The organism is Nocardioides luteus, from assembly GCF_000960475.2.
Taxonomy (GTDB): Bacteria; Actinomycetota; Actinomycetes; order Propionibacteriales; family Nocardioidaceae; genus Nocardioides; species Nocardioides luteus_A.
On the sequence record NZ_JZDQ02000009.1, the window covers coordinates 116507 to 133715 of the forward strand.

The 17209-nt window shown below is 70.4% G+C and carries 13 protein-coding genes; 6 read left to right on the forward strand and 7 right to left on the reverse strand.

Annotated elements, in window-relative coordinates:
* Positions 1–4 precede the first annotated feature (4 nt).
* The gene (locus UG56_RS08225; protein WP_052693607.1) at positions 5–2833 is read left to right on the forward strand and encodes an FG-GAP-like repeat-containing protein; all 2829 of its coding nucleotides are present in this window, start codon (positions 5–7) and stop codon (positions 2831–2833) included.
* A 51-nt stretch (positions 2834–2884) separates the two neighbouring features.
* Here UG56_RS08225 and UG56_RS08230 read toward each other — a convergent pair whose 3' ends face one another.
* Positions 2885–4477 carry a cation:proton antiporter family protein gene (locus UG56_RS08230; protein ID WP_045549172.1) on the reverse strand — a complete coding sequence of 531 codons (1593 nt, stop codon included), beginning with the start codon at positions 4475–4477 and terminating at the stop codon, positions 2885–2887.
* An 82-nt stretch (positions 4478–4559) separates the two neighbouring features.
* Here UG56_RS08230 and UG56_RS08235 point away from each other — a divergent pair, with 82 nt between their 5' ends.
* Both UG56_RS08235 and UG56_RS08240 read left to right on the forward strand, forming a co-directional pair.
* Complete coding sequence (locus tag UG56_RS08235) at positions 4560–4820, forward strand: ribbon-helix-helix protein, CopG family (RefSeq protein ID WP_045549171.1); 261 nt, start codon at positions 4560–4562, stop codon at positions 4818–4820.
* Positions 4817–5068, forward strand: a complete 252-nt coding sequence (locus tag UG56_RS08240; RefSeq protein WP_045549170.1) for a type II toxin-antitoxin system RelE family toxin — start codon at positions 4817–4819, stop codon at positions 5066–5068. Before UG56_RS08235 ends, UG56_RS08240 begins: the two co-directional genes overlap by 4 nt.
* A 64-nt stretch (positions 5069–5132) precedes the next feature.
* Here UG56_RS08240 and UG56_RS08245 read toward each other — a convergent pair whose 3' ends face one another.
* The 3 genes from UG56_RS08245 to UG56_RS08255 form a co-directional block, all read right to left on the reverse strand.
* On the reverse strand, positions 5133–6350 hold the full coding sequence (locus UG56_RS08245) for an acetyl-CoA C-acetyltransferase (protein ID WP_045549169.1): 1218 nt from the start codon (positions 6348–6350) through the stop codon (positions 5133–5135).
* A gap of 9 nt (positions 6351–6359) precedes the next feature.
* Positions 6360–7127 (reverse strand): SDR family oxidoreductase, encoded by a 768-nt coding sequence (locus tag UG56_RS08250; RefSeq protein ID WP_045549168.1) that lies wholly within the window; start codon positions 7125–7127, stop codon positions 6360–6362.
* A gap of 83 nt (positions 7128–7210) precedes the next feature.
* Positions 7211–8098: a hypothetical protein gene (locus UG56_RS08255; RefSeq protein ID WP_045549167.1), complete on the reverse strand. Its 888-nt coding sequence runs from the start codon at positions 8096–8098 to the stop codon at positions 7211–7213.
* Positions 8099–8313: 215 nt separating this feature from the next.
* On the opposite strand from UG56_RS08255, the gene UG56_RS08260 reads away from it, so the two are divergent.
* The gene (locus UG56_RS08260) at positions 8314–9006 is read left to right on the forward strand and encodes a nitroreductase (protein WP_045549166.1); all 693 of its coding nucleotides are present in this window, start codon (positions 8314–8316) and stop codon (positions 9004–9006) included.
* 100 nt (positions 9007–9106) lie between these two features.
* Here the strand turns inward: UG56_RS08260 and UG56_RS08265 are convergent, their stop codons facing one another.
* Complete coding sequence (locus tag UG56_RS08265; protein ID WP_084100721.1) at positions 9107–11200, reverse strand: YhgE/Pip domain-containing protein; 2094 nt, start codon at positions 11198–11200, stop codon at positions 9107–9109.
* Entirely contained in the window at positions 11197–13881 is a 2685-nt protein-coding gene (locus UG56_RS08270) for an MMPL family transporter (protein ID WP_045551517.1), read from the reverse strand. The genes UG56_RS08265 and UG56_RS08270 overlap by 4 nt, the downstream gene beginning before the upstream one ends.
* Positions 13882–13944: 63 nt before the next feature.
* Between UG56_RS08270 and UG56_RS08275 the strand changes: the two genes are divergently transcribed.
* Entirely contained in the window at positions 13945–14565 is a 621-nt protein-coding gene (locus UG56_RS08275; protein WP_052694160.1) for a TetR/AcrR family transcriptional regulator, read from the forward strand.
* A gap of 47 nt (positions 14566–14612) precedes the next feature.
* Positions 14613–15839, forward strand: a complete 1227-nt coding sequence (locus UG56_RS08280; protein WP_045551518.1) for a TerC family protein — start codon at positions 14613–14615, stop codon at positions 15837–15839.
* 1 nt (position 15840) lies between these two features.
* Here UG56_RS08280 and UG56_RS08285 read toward each other — a convergent pair whose 3' ends face one another.
* Positions 15841–17121: an MFS transporter gene (locus tag UG56_RS08285; protein ID WP_045551519.1), complete on the reverse strand. Its 1281-nt coding sequence runs from the start codon at positions 17119–17121 to the stop codon at positions 15841–15843.
* Positions 17122–17209: the final 88 nt, after the last annotated feature.

Sequence of the window (17209 nt, forward strand, 5' to 3'; positions counted from 1 at the left end):
TTCGATGCCCCGACGCGCCAAGATCGCGTCCCTCTCCGGCACCATCCTCGCTCTCGGTGCGACCGCAGTAGCGATCCCCCTGACGCTGAACTCCGCCACCGCCGAACCGACCACGTCCGGCCCGCTGGCCGCCTTCGCGGCGGCGAACCGGGAGCCGTTGAAGGTCCCCGCCGGCCCGGTCGACGCGCATGTCGAGAAGGTCGCGCTGACCACCTCGAGCGGCAGGGCGACCGAGCACGCGACGAAGGTCGACAAGCCCCACACCGACGCGATCAAGAGCGACCCGCAGGACGTCAGCGGCTTCGGCGTCGTCGGCGTCACTTGGTCCGGCGAGATCGCCGACGGCGTACGCCCCGAGATCCGCACCCTGAAGGACGACGTGTGGTCGTCGTGGACCCCGATGTCGGTCGACGTCGACGACCACGGTCCGGACGCCGGCACCGCTGAGGCGAAGAGCGTCCGCCCGGGCACCGACGAGTTCCTCGCCGGTCACGTCGACCAGGTGCAGACCAGGATCATCGTCCCCGACGCCGCCGAGATCCCCGGCGCCCTCGAGCTCGCGGTGATCGAGCCTGGCAAGCCTGCCGAGACGGTCGAGGAGCTCCCGGAGATCCACACCGACAAGAACAAGCCGACCGCGGCCAGCGCCCACAGCGGCAACAAGGACTCCGACCTCAACCTGGTCGCGTCCACCTACACCGCGAGCCCGACGATCTACAGCCGTGCGCAGTGGGGTGCCGACGAGTCGATCCGTGAGCAGAGCGCCCCGACCTACCGCCAGATCCACGGCGGTTTCGTCCACCACGCCGCGGGCACCAACGACTACACCGAGACCGACGTCCCCGGCATCATCCGAGGCATCTTCGAGTACCACGTGAAGACCCGTGGCTACCGCGACGTCGGCTACAACTTCTTCGTCGACAAGTTCGGCCGCATCTGGGAGGGACGCTATGGCGGCGTCGCGCTGCCGGTCGAGGGCGCCCACACCAGCGGCTACAACTACGACAGCTTCGGTGCCGCGGCGCTCGGCTGCTTCGACACGGTCGCGGCCGGCTGTCCTGACGACACCGGCGCGACGCAGAACCAGCCGACGGACGCGATGATCCAGGCGTACGGCTCCCTCTACGCCTGGAAGCTGTCCCTCCACGGCGTCACCGCCAACGCCACCGACGTGACCCTGACCAAGACCGACGGCACCAAGACGGTCTTCCCGTACGCGATCCAGGGCCACCGCGACGCCAACACGACGGCGACCATCTGCCCCGGTGAGAACCTCGAGGCGAAGCTTCCCCAGATCCGCTCGCTGGCCGCGAGCCTGCAGAAGAGCTGGTCCGGGCGTGACCTGGAGTCCAACATCGCCGGCACGAGCCACTCCGACTTCGTGGCACGCCGGGCCTCGGACGGCCGGATCTTCACGCTGCGTACGGGCGGGTTCGCCGGGTTCGGCTCGACCAGGAAGTCCTCGACGGTCGGCAGCACCGTGCGCGAGGCCGTCGTCACCCCGGACATCACCGGCGACGGCAAGGCCGACCTGATCCAGGTCCGCGACGACGGCTCGGCCGGCATCCGCAAGGGCCGCGGCGACGGCACCTTCGCGGCGGTCTTCAAGACTCTCGGCAGGAGCACGTTCTCGGGCGTCTCCAAGATCACCGCGACCGGCAACATCGGTGGCACCTCGGCCAACGACCTGATCGGCAAGAACGCGAAGGGCTACCTGGTCCGCTACACGGGCAACGGCTCCGGCGGATTCACCCGGGCGGGCACGACGCGCTCGCTGAGCGGCTTCGACAAGCTCGCCGCGACGGGTGACGTCAACAAGGACGGGAAGCGCGACCTGATCGGCCGCAAGTCCGGCGCGCTCTACTACTTCAAGGGTTCCGGCTCGGGCACGTTCGGCTCGCCGGTCAAGCTCTCGACGCAGAGCCCGTCGTGGTCATCGCTGGTCCAGATCTCCGGCTACGGCGACTTCACCGGCGACGGGCGTGGTGACCTGATCGGCCGGGACTCGTCCAACCGCGGCTGGATCTACCCCGCCTCCGGCTCGGGCTTCGGCAAGCCGCTGGGTCCGTACGCGGACGTCAACCGCACCCTCGTCGGCGCGGTCAACCTCCTCGGCAACAGCCTCCCGGACCTGGTGATGAAGTCCGGCTCGACGCTCTACGTGAAGCCGAACAGCGGTCGGGTCAGCCTGGCCGCGCCGGTCGACAGCGGCATCACGCTGACGAGCGCCACCGCGCTGATGAACGCCGGCGACTGGAACCGCGACGGCAAGGGCGACTTCCTGGCGAAGATGTCGGACGGTTCGGTCCGCCTCTACCGCGGCTACGGCACCGGCAAGTTCGCCAGCCCGGTCACGATCGCGACCGGCCTCGGCACAGTCAGCGTCATCGACGCGGTCGGCGACATCACCGGCGACGGCTACCCGGACCTGATGGGTCGCACCTCCGACGGCACGATCAAGCTGTGGCCGGGCACGGGCTCGACCAAGGTCGGCGCCTCGATCGTGATGAAGTCCTCGGCCGCGGGCACCCGCCTGGTCGGCGTCGGGCGCTGGAACAGCGGCAACACCCCCGACGTGCTCTTCGTCAACGGCACCAGCACCGTCGTCCACGAGAGCAACGGGCCTGGCGGCCTGGTCTCCACACAGACGCTGTCGATCAACCTGTCGGGCTATGACGCGGTGCTCGGCGTACGCGACCTGCGGGCCGGCTCGGGTGGCGACCTGATCGTGCGGTCGGGCAGCTACATCTATGCGCTGGAGCGCAACAGCGCCGGCACCGGCGTGACCCGCACCTACCTGGGTGCGCTCTCGGGCTACAACCTGCTGGGCTGACCCGAGTTGTGAAGCCGAGAGTGGCCCATAGGTCACTCTCGGCTTCACAACTCACGCGGAGAGCTGGCGCTCCTGGTTGACCCGGAGCGCCTTCTCCGCCAGGTCGGAACCAGCGGAGGCGTAGAGGTTCAGGACGGCGTGGGCGCCACGCTTCTTGAGCTCGTCGCGCTCCTCGGGGCGCAGGGCGATCGCCGCCACGGTGCCGGTGAAGCCGAGCTTGCGGAGCAGGTCCATGGCGAGCAGGTTGTCGCCGTGGAAGGGCATCGTGAGGACGACCAGCTCCATGCCGGCGCCCTTCTTGACCCGCTCCCAGAAGTCCTGGTCCGTGGCGTCGGCCTCGACGACGTCGAAGCCCTCCTCCTTGAGCGAGGCGGCCCGGAGCGAGTCGTGCTCGACCGCCAGCACGTGGTAGCCCTGGGTGTCGCGCAGCTCCTCGTAGGTCGTCCGCCCCACCCGGCCCATCCCGACCACCAGCGCCTTGGCGTCGCCGAGGAGGATCGGCCGGTCGGCCTCCTGGAGCCGCTCGGGCCGGCGCTCCGGCAGCAGCCGGTTGAGCAGGTTGATGAGCTTCGCGGCGTACGCGTTGAAGACGGCGGCCACCAGGAACGAGAGCGAGGTCGCGACTGCGAGGACGGTCTGCCACTGCGCCGAGGCCAGCCCGGTCGCCGAGGCGATGACGATCACGATCAGCCCGAACTCGGAGTAGTTGGTCAGCGTGAACGAGGCCAGCGTCGCGGTGCGGTAACGCAGCCCCATGAAGGCGAAGATCACCACGTACGCCGCCGCCTGGATCGGCAGCAGGACCTGCAGCACGGTGGCCAGCGCCAGGTCCTCCAGCGAGGGCACCCCGGTCAGCCCGATGCTGAGGAAGAACGCGATGAGGAAGAGCTCCTTGGTGCTGAACAGCAGCTTGGCCAGCGCCGGCGCCTTGGCGTGCGACCCGAGGAGTACGCCGACCACCAGTGCCCCGAGGTCACCCTTGAGCCCCACGGTCTCGAAGAGCCAGTGACCCGGCACCAGCGCGATCGCCAGGCCGAACAGCGCGGTCAGCTCGGCCGAGGTGATCCGGTCCCAGACCCGGTGGGCGAGCCAGGCGCCCGGGAGGAGCAGCACCAGCGCGAAGACCCATGGCGAGGGCCAGTGGCCCTTGGAGATGGTCAGGAACGCCACCGCGACGATGTCCTGCATGACCAGCACACCGATCGCGATCCGGCCGTAGAGGGTGTTGTTGTCGTGGCGCTCGTCGAGGACCTTGATCGCGAAGACGGTGCTCGAGAAGGAGAGGACGAACGCGATCAACGCCATCTCCCCCAGGTCGGCGTCGGTGAGGAGCGCGAAGCCGAGCGGGGCGATGCCGGCCAGCAGCCCCACCCCGATGACGACGCTGAGCCCGAGGTGGGCGAAGGTGCTCAGCCACACGTCGGGCCGGAGCAGCGATCGCACGTCGAGCTTGAGGCCGATGCCGAACAGGAGGAGCGTGACACCCAGATCGGCCAGCGTGTGCAGGCCCTCCAGCTCGCCGACGCCGGCGGCGTGCAGCCCGAACCCGGCGGCCAGGAAGCCGACCAACGGCGGGAGCTTGAGGAACATCGCGATCAGCCCCGCTCCCAGTGCGACAAGCAGATAGAGCGCGGTCAGCGACATATGGACGTCCCCCAAAGTAAAGCCCGACGGTTCGGCCACACGTACGATACCGCGTGATACCACCTCGGGTTACGCTGGGGCCATGGCTATGACTCTGCGACTCAGCGAGGCCGACGACCGGCTGCTGACCGACCGCGCCCGGACGGAGAACCGGTCCAAGCAGGAGATCGCCCGCGAGGCCATCCGCGCCTACCTCAACGACCACGACCGGCGCATCGAGGATCTCGAGGACGATCTCGCGCTCGCGCGCTACTCCCTGCGCCGCGAGCTCGGCGAGGTCCGCTACACCCCGCACGCCGAGGCCCGCCGCGCCCTCGGTCTCGACCGCATCGCCAGCGAGTGACCTATCAAGTCGTCTGGGCCGACGAGGCGTTGCAGTCGGCCGAGGCGTACGTCGACGACGACCCCATCGGCCTGATCCAGGTCTTCGACACCGTCGACACCCTGACCGAGACCCCGCGCGACGTCGGCGCCTACGCCTGGGGCAAGGACCGCTACCGCCTCCGCGTCGGCCGCTACCGCATCATCTACGTGGTCGAGGAGCGCCGCGTCACCGTCGCCGTCATCCACCTGGGCCGGCGGAGCATCTGAGGCCGCTGCTCGGGCGGCCGGCGGTCGTGTAACACGTGTTACATCCCCTGCGGCACCAGTGAGATCAACCCAGCCGCTCGATGACGAGCGCCATGCCCTGGCCACCCGCCGCACACATCGTCTCCAGGCCGTAGCGACCACCGGTCTCCTGCAGACCGTGGAGCAGCGTGGTGGTGAGCCGGGCGCCGGTGGAGCCGAACGGGTGGCCGAGAGCGATCGCGCCGCCGTTGACGTTGACCCGCTCGGGGTCGAGACCGATCCGGTCGATGCTGGGGAGCACCTGGGCGGCGAAGGCCTCGTTCATCTCCACGAGGTCGATGTCGGACGCCGAGAGGCCGGCGCGGGCGAGCGCCTGCAGCGACGCATCGACCGGCCCGAGGCCCATGATCTCGGGCGAGAGCCCGGAGACGCCGGTCGAGACGATGCGGGCGAGCGGCGTGATCCCGAGCTCGGCGGCCCGGGTGTCGCTCATGATCACCAGCGCGGCCGCACCGTCGTTCAGCGGGCAGCAGTTGCCGGCGGTGACGGTGCCGTTCTCGCGGAACACCGGCGCCAGGCCGGCGACCTTCTCCAGGGTCACCCCGGCCCGCGGACCGTCGTCGGTGGAGACGACCTCACCCGACGGCAGCGTCACCGGGGTGATGTCCCGCTCCCAGAAGCCCCGGGCGGCAGCGGCCTCGGCGCGGTTCTGGGAACGTACGCCCCACGCGTCCTGTGCCTCCCGGGTGACGCCGCACATCTCGGCGACGTTCTCGGCGGTCTCGCCCATCGCGAGGTGGTAGTCGGGCAGCTCGCCGGACTCGCGAGGATCGGCCCAGGCCTCACCCGCAGCCACCCGAGCGGCCCCGCGCTCGCCCGCCTTGAGGAACTCCTCGGCCTTGGTGTCGGGCATCCCGTCGGCCTTGCCGCGCTCGTAGCGGGACACGCACTCCACGCCGGCGGAGACGAACGCGTCCCCCTCGCCCGCGCGGATCGCGTGGAAGGCCATCCGGGTGGTCTGCAGTGACGAGGCGCAGTAGCGGTGGACGGTGGTGCCGGGCACGGCGTCCAGCCCCAGGCGTACGCCGACGACCCGGCCGATGTTGTAGCCCTGCTCCCCCGCGGGCTGGGCGCAGCCCATCATCAGGTCGTCGAGCTGTGTCGGGTCCAGCTCGGGAACCGAGGCGAGGGCGCTGCGTACGATCTGCTCGGCCAGCTCGTCGGGACGCAGCTCCTTCAGCGACCCCTTGAAGGCGCGGCCGATCGGCGAACGGGCGGCAGAGACGATGACTGCTTCGGGCACGGGTTCTCCTCAGGAGTTGGGGGTGTGCTGGAGGAAGGCGGGCCACTCACCGCCGCCGTCGACGGCGAGGACGGCACCGGTGATGTGCGCGGCGAGCGGCGAGGCGAGCATGAGGCAGGCATCGCCGACCTCTTCAGGGGTCGCGAAGACTCCGCGAGGGATGGTCGCGGCCACCGCGGCCCGCTGCTCCGGGCTGCCGTAGTGGTCCTCGGACCCGGGGGTGGCGACGATCCCGCAGGAGATGGCGTTGACGCGTACGTCCGGGGCCCACTCGACCGCGATCGAGCCGGTCAGGCTCTCGACGGCCGCCTTCGCGGCCCCGTAGACCGCGGTCCCGGGACTGGGCCGGCGTGCCGAGATCGAGCTGATGTTCACGATGGATCCGCGGGAGGCCTTCAACGCCTCGTACGCCGCCTGGCAGACGTAGGCGGTGGCCAGGAAGTTGATCGCGGAGATCTTCTCGTGGAAGCGCGGCGACGCGGTCGCGAAGTCGGCGTAGGGCGCGCCCCCGGCGTTGTTGACGACCACGTCGAGGCGACCGAGCCGGGAGGTGATGGCGGCTATCCAGGCCGCGACCTGCTCGGGATCGCGCACGTCGACCTGGGAGAAGACCGGCTTGCGCCCGTCGATCACCGGCAGCTCGGCGGGAGCCGACCGGCCACAGATCTCGACCTCCGCACCGGCCTCGAGGAACCGCGCGACGATCCCGGCGCCCACGCCGCGCGCACCACCGGTCACCGCGACCACCTTGCCGCTGAAGTCGATCTCTACTGCCACGTCCGGCAGTCTAGAGCGCCTACCAAGCAAATGCTAGGTTGATGATCGCGGTGACCGGTATCAGAAGGGTCAGACGCAGCGCCTCAGAGGCAGTGCACCTCCACCCAGTAGGTGTGCTCGCCGGTCATGAACTTCTTGACCTGAACCGGGACGGTGACGGTGCCGCTCGCGTCGGGGAGGAAGGTCGCCCCGTCGAAGTGGACGTCGTCGATCTCGCAGCCGGCCTGGTCGCTCACGGTGATCTTGTGCAGACCCGCCTCGGCGGCCTCGACGTGCGCCTCGTGGAACGCGAGGACCGCCGGGTTGTACTCGGAGTACTTCACGTTGTGAGCACCCAGGGTGTCGGTCCAGTGAGCAGCCAGACCGTCGATGAACGGCCCACCGTGCCGCGAGAACCGGGTGTCGATCTCGACGATCGCCTTCGCCTTGACCTTGAAGTTGTCGGTCTTGCTGTCGGCGGGGACGAAGCCGTGCCGGTTGCCCGGAGCGGTGGAGTCGAGCGCGTCGTACGGCGTCAGCCAGACCTTGTACTCGCCACCGTTGTTCGGGGTGTCGAGGTAGGGGAACAGCTGCACGGTGATGCCGCCGTCCTCCGCATCGGTGCCGGTCGCGTGCGCGCAGCCGCCGCTCGGTGCGACGCTCACGAAGCGGCCGCTGGCGTCGACCTCGACCCGACGGCAGGCGACCGGGTCGGTCGAGAGCAGCGTCTTGCCGGACGGGTCGGTCACCTGGAAGGCGTAGATCCCGGCGGGCAGGCCGGCCGCGTCGTCGGGCGCGTTGATGCCGGGGCCGCCGTTGAGATAGACGTCCTCCTTGGCGGCGTAGTGGTTCAGGTTGACGGGCGCGCCGGAGACGTCGGTCGTGAAGATCGCGCCGGAGAGCTGCAGCAGCGGCGCCGCTGAAGCCGGCATCGACCAGAGCGCCGCCGCGGCGACCCCCGCCGCGACGGCACAGACGAGCTTTCGAATCATGGGTTTCCCCCTCAGATAGGTCGGAACTCGAGTCTTCGACTCGCCGAGCCGGGGGCCGCGTCCCGACCCGGGGTATCACCTGAACCGGGTAGGTCTCCGCCATGTGTGATGGGCCACCCCGACCCCGTCCCAGGAATACCGGAGAGTCCCTCCGTCTTGCCCCAGGAGTGGACCGAGGTCATCAGCCCTCGGCAGACCTGAGAGGAACCCTTCTTGTGAGCACGACCGCCGTCGAGACCTTCACGGACGTGATCCGTTCGCGCCGCTCCGCGCGGGCCTTCCTGCCCGACCCGGTGCCCGCCGACGACATCCGCGGTGTGCTCGAGGACGCCCAGCGCGCCCCGTCGCACAGCAACACCCAGCCCTGGGAGGTCCACGTCTTCTCCGGCGACGCCCGCGACCGTCTCAGCGCGGCGATGCTCAAGGCGTTCGAGGCCGGCCAGATGAGCCCCGACTTCACCACGACGTACGGTGCCGACGACAGCGTGCACGTCCGGCGGTCGCAGCAGGCCGGGGCCGTCCTCTACGGCGCCATGGGCATCGCCCGCGAGGACACCGACGGCCGCACCAAGGCCATCGCCGAGAACCTCCGCTTCTACGGTGCTCCCCACGTGGCGCTGCTCTTCGTGCCCGAGCTCGGCGATGTCGTCCGCGCTGCCAACGACGTCGGCATGTACGCCCAGAACTTCCTGCTCTCCCTCACCGCCCGCGGCTACCACGGCGTCCCGCAGGGCATGCACGGCCTGTTCGCCGACACCGTCCGCGCCCACCTCGGCCTGCCGGCCGACCTCAAGCTGCTCTACGGCATCTCCTTCGGCACCGCCGACCCCGAGGCCTCCGTCAACCGCCTCGACATCGGTCGCGCCCCGCTCGACGAGCACATCGTGCTGCACGACACCTCGCTCTGAGCCGCCGCGACGAGCTGTAACACGTCGTTCGTAGGACTTCTCGCCCCATCGGAGCGACCGAACAGTCCTACGAACGACGTGTTACACGTGCGGCGCCCGCTCAGCCGGCCGTCGCAACCCCGCGGATCTCCGCCACAGACGTACGCTGCGCCCGACCCGCCGCGAAGACGCTGACCGCCACCGCGAGCAGGAGCCAGAGGACCAGTCCTCCGACGGGCGCACCGACCGCGGCGCCACTCTGCGCGACCACGACCCCACGCAGCGCCTCGGCGGCGAGCGGGACCGGCAGGATGCCGGTGAGGGCGCCGAACGGCTCGGACGCCGTGGCGACCGGCAGCAGCCCGCCGATGGAGACCAGCTGCAGCGCGAGGAAGCCGAGCGAGATCAGCCACCCTCGGTGCTGTCCGGCAAGCGCGACGACGGCTTGGTGGAGCGCGACGAACACCGCCGCGGCGAGCACCGCGATCGCGACTGTGGCGACGGGCTGCGCGAGGTCGGCACCGAGGAGACGGGTAGCGCCCACGAGCAGCAGTGCCTGCGCCAACCCGACCACCGCTGCCGGCCAGAACCCGGCGACGGTGAGCCGACGTGCACTGAGCGCCTCCCGCAGCCGACCGGCGGGGAAGGCCGGACGGAGCAGGTAGATCGCGAGCGCGCCGAGCCACAGCGCCAGCGCGATCACCGTCGGCGCCAGCCGGGTCGCCCCCGAGGTCGACGGCGCGGAGGCGACCGAGACCTGCACCGGGTCGGCGACCACGTCGGCCTGCTTCTTCCCCGGGACCGCGATCTGCGAGGCCCCGTCGTCGAGGCCCGAGGCCAGGGAGGACGCACCCTCGGTCAGCGACGAGGTCCCGTCGGAGAGGTCGTCGGCCCCGGAGGCCAGCGAAGCCGACCCCGTCTCGAGCTGCTTGGTTCCGGACGCGAGCCGGGATGCCCCGGAGGACAACGCGGTCGCGCCGTCGTTCGCCTCACCGACACCGGCGGAGAGCTCCCGCGCCCCGGCGGCCACCCGCGCGTTGGCGGAAGCAAGCTGGGACGCACCCGACGAGACCTTCCCGGCACCGTCCGCCGCCGACGAGATCCCTCCGGCCAGCTCGGGAGCCGCCTGGGAGAGGGCGGAGGCACCCGAGGCGACCTGGGCCGCCCCCGCGGCGAGCTGGTCGGCCTGCGCACCACCGGAGCCGACCGCCTGCGCGGTCGCGCCGCACAGCTGCGGCTTGGAGGCCGCGAGCACCGGGTCGCTAGCGCACGCCTGCGCCCAGCCCTTCGCGAGCTGGGTGTAGCCGTCCACGCCCTTCGACACCTGGGACGCCCCGTTCGCCAGCGACGAGGTCTGCGACGGCAGGTCGGCGGTCGACCTCTCGAGCCGGTCGAGCCCGCCGCTGAGCTCGTCCGCACCTGCGGCCAGCGAGGACGCGCCCTTCGACGCCTTGCCCGCACCGCCGGCCAGCGAGTCGGCACCGGTCTCGAGCCGCGCGGTCCCGCCGGCGAGCGAGTCGAGGCCACCGGCGACCTGAGAGGCACCGTCGGCGGCGCCGGAGGCACCGGAACTGAGCGCGCGCGCCCCGTCGGCGACCTTGCCGGCACCCGAGTCGGCCTCAGCCGTACCGTCGGCGAGCCGGCCGGCACCGTCGGCGGCATCGGTCAGGCTGGTCTTGAGCTTCCCGGTCTCGTCGCGGACCCCGTCGAGGTAGGTGGTGGTGACCGTACGCCCCAGGGTCGATGCCGACTGCCGAGCGACCTGGCGGGCGATCTCGGCGGTGACCTCGCTGGTGGCGTCGGACGCCTCCACGCTCACCCGGCCGGCGCTCGGGTCGCTCCCCTGCACCCCGGACAGCGTCTTGGAGAGGTCCTCGGGGATCGTGATGACCGCGGCGTACTTCCCGTCCGCATAGCCCTCCCGAGCGTCCTCCTCGTCGGTGAGCTCCCAGCCGAGCGTCGGCCCGGACGAGCCCGAGCCCGAGGAGGAGACCAGGTCCGCGGCGAGCGCCCGCCCGGCGTAGATCGTCTTCTTGTCCTTGCCGCTCCCCGTCGTCACCGGCTTGTCGAGGTTCACCACCGCGGCGGGGACCTTGTCGAGGTTCTCGGTTCGGTCGCTGAGGGCCGCGAGTGCGAGCGCGGTCACCACGACCGGCAGCAGGATCGCGGCGGCCACCAGGCGGCGGCCCGACCACCATGATTTCGTACGTGTCATCGAACTGTCTCCAGGTCAGCGACCGAAGCCGCGGGGTCAGTGAGCACAGGAAGTGCGCGAACAGGCACGAGCGCATCCGCCACCTGCGGCACGGCGGGCACCGACGGCATCCCGAGCAGGACCGTCGTGCCCCGTGAGGTCAGCGCGGACAGGGCCGCGAGCTGACCGGGGTCGAGCGAGGTGGGGCTGTCGATCGCGACGAGAGCCGGGACGCGCCGGGCGCCGGCGAGGCGTACCGCCTCCGAGACGTCGTCGACGAGAGCGGCCCGGGACCGCACCGCGCCCGCCTCCTCCGGGAGCAGGCGATCGAGCACGACCAAAGAGCCGGTGAACCCGAGCCGCCCGGTGATCGCGGCGAGCGCAGCCGAGCGCGCCACCGGATCGGCCCCGTGGACGATCCCGAGCCCGCCCGGGCGGAGGTCGAACGTGAGCGGCGCGAGCGCCCCGGGCACCTCGACCTCGTGCGCCCGCATCGCGACCTCACCGTGAGCAGCGACGTAGTCGGCGTGCTCGAGGTGGTGGACGAGCGCCTCGCCCTCGATGTCGAGGACCGGAAGGCGCCGGTCCAGCCAGCGCGGCAGCCACCAGGCGCCGCGCCCGAGCAGGGCGAGGACGGCCGGCACCAGCGTCATCCGCACCAGGAACGCGTCCACAAGGACACCCACGGTGAGACCGAGCGCCATCGGCTTCACGATCGGGTCGCCGTGGGGGACGAAGGCCGCGAAGACTCCGATCATGATGAGAGCCGCCGCGGTGACGACGCGGGCGCTCGCGACGAAACCGCTGTCCACGGATGCCCGCGCGTCGCCGGTGTGGACGTAGTCCTCCCGCATCCGGGAGACCAGGAAGACCTCGTAGTCCATCGCCAGCCCGAAGAGCACGCCCATCAGGATGATCGGGAAGAACGCGATCACCGGGCCGACCTTGGCGACGTTGAACAGGTCGGCGCCCCAGCCCCACTCGAAGACCGCGGCGACCACCCCGAACGAGGCCGCCACCGAGAGCACGTAGCCCAGGGTCGCCTTCAGCGGGACCGCGATCGAGCGGAACACGACCGTCAGCAGGATCAGCGAGAGCCCGACGACGACGGCCCCGAAGGGCAGGATCGCCCCGGAGAGCCGCGCGCTGACGTCGATCGCGACCGCGGTCTGCCCGGTGACCCGGACGTCCTCGATCCCGAACCGCTTCTCCAGCGCGCCACCATCAGCGCGGATCGACTTGACCAGCGCCGCGGTCGCCGGGTCGCTCTTCTCGGTGGTCGGGTAGATCACGACCAGCCCGAGATCGGCGGTGCGGTTCGGGGTCGCCAGCGCGACCTTCTGCACCCCGTCGTAGCCCCCGAGCGCCTTGCCCAGCGAGTCCATCACCCCGACCGGGTCGGTGGTGTCGATGATGTCCGCGGTCACGAACAGCGGTGCGTTGTAGCCGGGCCCGAAGTCACGGCTGATCAGGTCGTACGTCTCCCGCGGCGCGGTCCCCGGATCGGCGCTGCCGTTGTCGTTGAGCCCCAGCGCGAGGTCGCGCGCCGGGATCGCCAGGACGGCGATGACCAGGAGCGAGACCACGACGGTGAGGACCGGCACCTTGGTCACCAGCCGCACCCAGCGAGCTCCGAGGGTGGTGGCGTGAGGCCGCCCCTCCGCGACAGCCTCACGCCGGTGGGCCCGAGACCCGGGCTTCGGTCGGAGCCGCTCACCCGCGATCGCGAGGAGCGCCGGCACCGCGGTGAGCGCGACGAGCACGGCGACCAGGACGGCCGAGGCCGCTGCGTACCCCATCACCGCGAGGAACGGGATGCCCGCGACCACCAGGCCGCACAGCGCGATGATGACGGTGACGCCGGCGAAGATGACCGCGCTTCCCGCGGTCGCGACCGCGCGAGCGATCGACTCCTCCACCCCCAGGCCGTGAGCGAGCTGGCTGCGGTGCCGGGCGATCACGAACAGCGCGTAGTCGATCCCGACGGCGAGCCCGATCATCAGCGCGAGGGTCGGAGTGGTCGCCGAGATGTTGGTGATCGAGGCGACCGAGAAGATCCCCGCCATCGCGATCGCGACGCCGAGCAGGGCGGTCAGGATCGGCAGGCCGGCCGCCAGTAGCGACCCGAACGTGATCGCCAGCACCAGCAGGGCGATGAGGATCCCGATCCCCTCGGTCGCACTGACGTGGACCCCGGTGACGGAGTACGCGTCCCCGCCGACATGGAGCTCCAGCGACGACCCCGACGGGAGCTCCGCGGCCTTCTCCAGGTCAGCGGTGACCCCGTCGGGGAGCTCGTCGAGATCGAGGTCGAACTGCACCGTCGCCAGTGCGTCCCGGCCGTTGTCGCTGACCGTCCGGCTGTCCTTCGCCAGGGGGTCGGTGACCGTCGCGACGTGGTCGACCTTCTCGACCGCGTCGAGCACCGCCCGGACCTCCTTGCGGTGGTCCTCGATCCTCTCCCCCTCGGGAGCGACGAAGACGAGCTGGGCCGAGGTCCCGGAGACCTCCGGGAAGCGCTGCGTGAGCGCGTCCAGACCCTGCTGGGACTCGGTGCCCGGGATCGTGAAGTCGTCTTGCAGCTTGCCGCCGAGCGAGACGGTCAGCGCGCCCAGCAGCACGGCGAGAAGGAGCCAGAGCGCCAGCACGGTCTTGGCGCGGCGGGCGACCAGCCGGCCGAGTCGGTAGAGGTAGGAGGACACAGTTCGATACAATAACGCATCCAATACAGAAATGTATCGTCGCGCGTATGTGAGGATGGCTACATGACCGAGGTGAAGGCCCCCAGACGACGTACGAACACCCGCGCCCGACTGTTGAGCGCCGCCGTCGATGTCTTCGTCGAGCGCGGCGCCCGACGGGTCACCGTCGACGACCTGGTCAGCGCCGCCGGCTACACGCGCGGCGCCTTCTACTCCAACTTCAACAGCGTCGACGAGGTGCTCCTCGAGGCGTTCAAGGAGGAGTCCGAGCGACTGATCGACGCCGTACGCACCGCCGTCGGGGAGCACAGCGACGCCGAGTCGAGCGGATCGCTGATCGGAGCCGCCTTCGACGCGGTCCGCCCCCTGCAGGACCGCTGGTTCGTCCTGCAGAGCGAGGTCGTGCTGCTGAGCCTGCGCAACCCGGACGCGAGAGAGATCGGCTCGGCGACCTTCACGGCCCTCAGCGAGCAGCTCGTCGAGGTCGTCGCGCTCGCCCTGGACCGCCTCGACCGCACCTCCACGATGCCGACCGACCTCCTCGCCCAGACGATGATGGGCGTGTTCCTCCACAGCCTCACGATGCGTACGATCCGACCCGACGACCCTCGCGCCGACCGGCTTCTCGACGACGCGCTCCCCCAGATCATCGATGGTCTGTCCATCCCGAAGGGCTCCGCCTAGGCTGAAGCCGATCCCATTCTCGGGTCGACTCTCAGGGGGTTGTCACTATGGGCGCACCGACATGGGTGTGGCTGGTCACCGTCGTCGCGATTCTCGGACTGCTCGGGTTCGACTACGTCTTCCACGTACGCAAGGCCCACACGCCCACGCTCAAGGAATCGGCCACGTGGTCGGCGATCTACGTCGCGATCGCGCTGCTGTTCGGCGTCGGCGTGCTGGTCATCGGCGGCGGCGCGATGGGCGGGGAGTACTTCGCCGGCTACATCACCGAGAAGGCACTCTCGGTCGACAACCTGTTCGTCTTCCTGATCATCATGACCAGCTTCCGGGTGCCCCGCGAGGACCAGCAGAAGGTGCTGCTCTTCGGGATCACCTTCTCGCTGATCGCCCGCACCGGCTTCATCTTCGTCGGCGCGGCGCTGATCAACACCTTCGCCTGGGTGTTCTACCTGTTCGGGCTGATCCTGCTGATGACGGCCGGCAACATGCTCAAGCCCGACGACGACTCCCACGGGGAGAACTTCGTCGTCCGGCTGGCCCGGCGGCTGTTCCACGTCAGCGAGCACTACGACGGCGACAAGCTCTTCACGGTGGAGGACGGCAAGCGCATCCTGACGCCGATGCTGCTGGTCATGGTGGCCATCGGCGGCACCGACATCCTCTTCGCCCTCGACTCGATCCCGGCGATCTTCGGCCTCACCCAGAACGTCTACATCGTCTTCACCGCCACCGCGTTCTCGCTGCTCGGCCTGCGCCAGCTCTACTTCCTGCTCGACGGCCTCCTCGACCGGCTCATCTACCTGTCCTACGGCCTGGCCGCGATCCTCGCCTTCATCGGCGTGAAGCTGATCCTGCACGCGCTCCACGAGAACAACATCCCGTTCATCAACGACGGCGAGGCCGTGCACGTGGTCGAGATCAGCACCGGCCTGTCGCTGAGCGTCATCCTCGGCGTACTGGTGGTCACGATCGTCGCCTCCCTCTTCAGCAAGCGCGGCCGCGCCCAGAACGCCATCGCCAACGCCCGTCGCCACGCCGCCGCCTACCTCGACTCGGAGTACACCGCCGATCCCGCCGAGCGCGAGCGCATCCACAACGCCCTCCTCGCCGAGCGCGACATCATCGTCTCCCTCGGCCCGAAGTACCTGCAGCTCGCCCGCGAGGAGACCCCGCTCATGGAGCTCCTCGAGCGCGCCCTCGCCAGCCACACCGCCGCCGTCGACCGCGGCGAGGCCACCCCCGCCGGCCCGCCGAAGATCCTGCGCGAGGAGTAGGTCACTCCCCGCTGGAAGACCGTGCCGCCGCGACCTCGGGCGTACGTCCCGGCACCTCCTCGAAGTCCTCGAGGTCGCGCAGGTGCCTGATCGGGCTGGCCCAGACGAGGAGCGGGCCGATCAGCAGCAGCGCCGCCGAGACGAGCAGCGTCGCCCGCGAGCCGATCCACTCGGCGCTCAACCCGGCGAGCAGACCGCCGATCGGGATGGCGCCCCAGGAGACGAACCGGACGGTGACCATCACGCGCGAGAGGAGCTCGGGCGGGCTCGCCACCTGGCGGTAGGTCCGGGTCACGACGCTGCCCGGGACGACGCTGCCGGCGAAGAGCAGGTTCCCGACCGCGAAGCACACCCACCCGACCCAGCCGGAACCCAGCGGGATCACCGCGGCCCCGGCCGCTCCCAGGAGACCCTCGAACAGCAGCACCCGCGCGGACCCGATCCGGTCGACCAGCCACGGCGTGATCGCCGCGAAGGCCAGCGAGCCGACCCCCTCGGCGGCCAGCAGGAGTCCGACGAGACCGGGCGGGGTGTGGAGCTCGTGGACGAGGTAGTAGGCGAACAGCGCCAGCTGGACGCCGCAGACGAAGTTGACCACACAGGCCCACCAGGTCGCCGGGGCCATCACGGGATGGCGGGTGACGAAGCGCCAGCCGGCACCGATCATCGCCGCCATCGACACGGGCTCGTCCGGCTGCGGCTGCCTCCGCTCCGGAAGCCGTCGCAGGAGTAGGGCCGACCCGAGGTAGGAGAGCGCGTCGACGACGAGCGCAGGCACCGCACCGACCACTTGGACGAGCAGCCCACCGAGCGAGGGGCCACCCAGCTGGGTCGCCGCGTGCGTACCCGAGATCAGGCTGTTCCGGCTGGTCAGCTGCTCCTTCGGCACCACGCTCGGCAGGAACGTCGTGTTCGCGGCGAAGAAGAACACCTCGGCGAAGTTCACCGCCAGCGCGACCAGCAGGAGCTGCGCCAACGAGAGACCGCCGGCCCACCAGACGATCGGCACGCTGAGCACCGCGACGGCACGTACCAGATCAGCGACGACCTGGACCCGGCGCAGCGGAAGCCGCTGGACGATGGCCCCCGCCGGGAGCCCGACCAGGATCCAGGCCAGGTACGCCGCTGCGGCCAGCATCCCCATCTCGAACGCGCTCGCGTCCAGGACGGTCACGGCGGTCAGCGGCAGCGCGACCGCGGTCACCGCCGTGCCGACCCCGCTCAAGGTCCCCGCAGACCAGTACAGCCAGAACGACCTCGCCGCCGCGCGTACGTCTGTCATCTCGCCCGCCTCCTCTAGTGAGTTCCATTTTGGAACTGTATGCAACCATGGTCCTGCCGAACCCGCCACCTGATTGCCGAAGGAGCCG

Bases quoted from the DNA above. Each gene is read 5' to 3' on its own strand.
- UG56_RS08225 (WP_052693607.1), top strand. From the start codon at position 5: ATGCCCCGACGCGCCAAGATCGCGTCCCTCTCCGGCACCATCCTCGCT.
- UG56_RS08230 (WP_045549172.1), bottom strand. From the start codon at position 4,477: ATGTCGCTGACCGCGCTCTATCTGCTTGTCGCACTGGGAGCGGGGCTG.
- UG56_RS08235 (WP_045549171.1), top strand. From the start codon at position 4,560: ATGGCTATGACTCTGCGACTCAGCGAGGCCGACGACCGGCTGCTGACC.
- UG56_RS08255 (WP_045549167.1), bottom strand. From the start codon at position 8,098: ATGATTCGAAAGCTCGTCTGTGCCGTCGCGGCGGGGGTCGCCGCGGCG.
- UG56_RS08265 (WP_084100721.1), bottom strand. From the start codon at position 11,200: ATGACACGTACGAAATCATGGTGGTCGGGCCGCCGCCTGGTGGCCGCC.
- UG56_RS08275 (WP_052694160.1), top strand. From the start codon at position 13,945: ATGACCGAGGTGAAGGCCCCCAGACGACGTACGAACACCCGCGCCCGA.
- UG56_RS08280 (WP_045551518.1), top strand. From the start codon at position 14,613: ATGGGCGCACCGACATGGGTGTGGCTGGTCACCGTCGTCGCGATTCTC.
- UG56_RS08285 (WP_045551519.1), bottom strand. From the start codon at position 17,121: ATGACAGACGTACGCGCGGCGGCGAGGTCGTTCTGGCTGTACTGGTCT.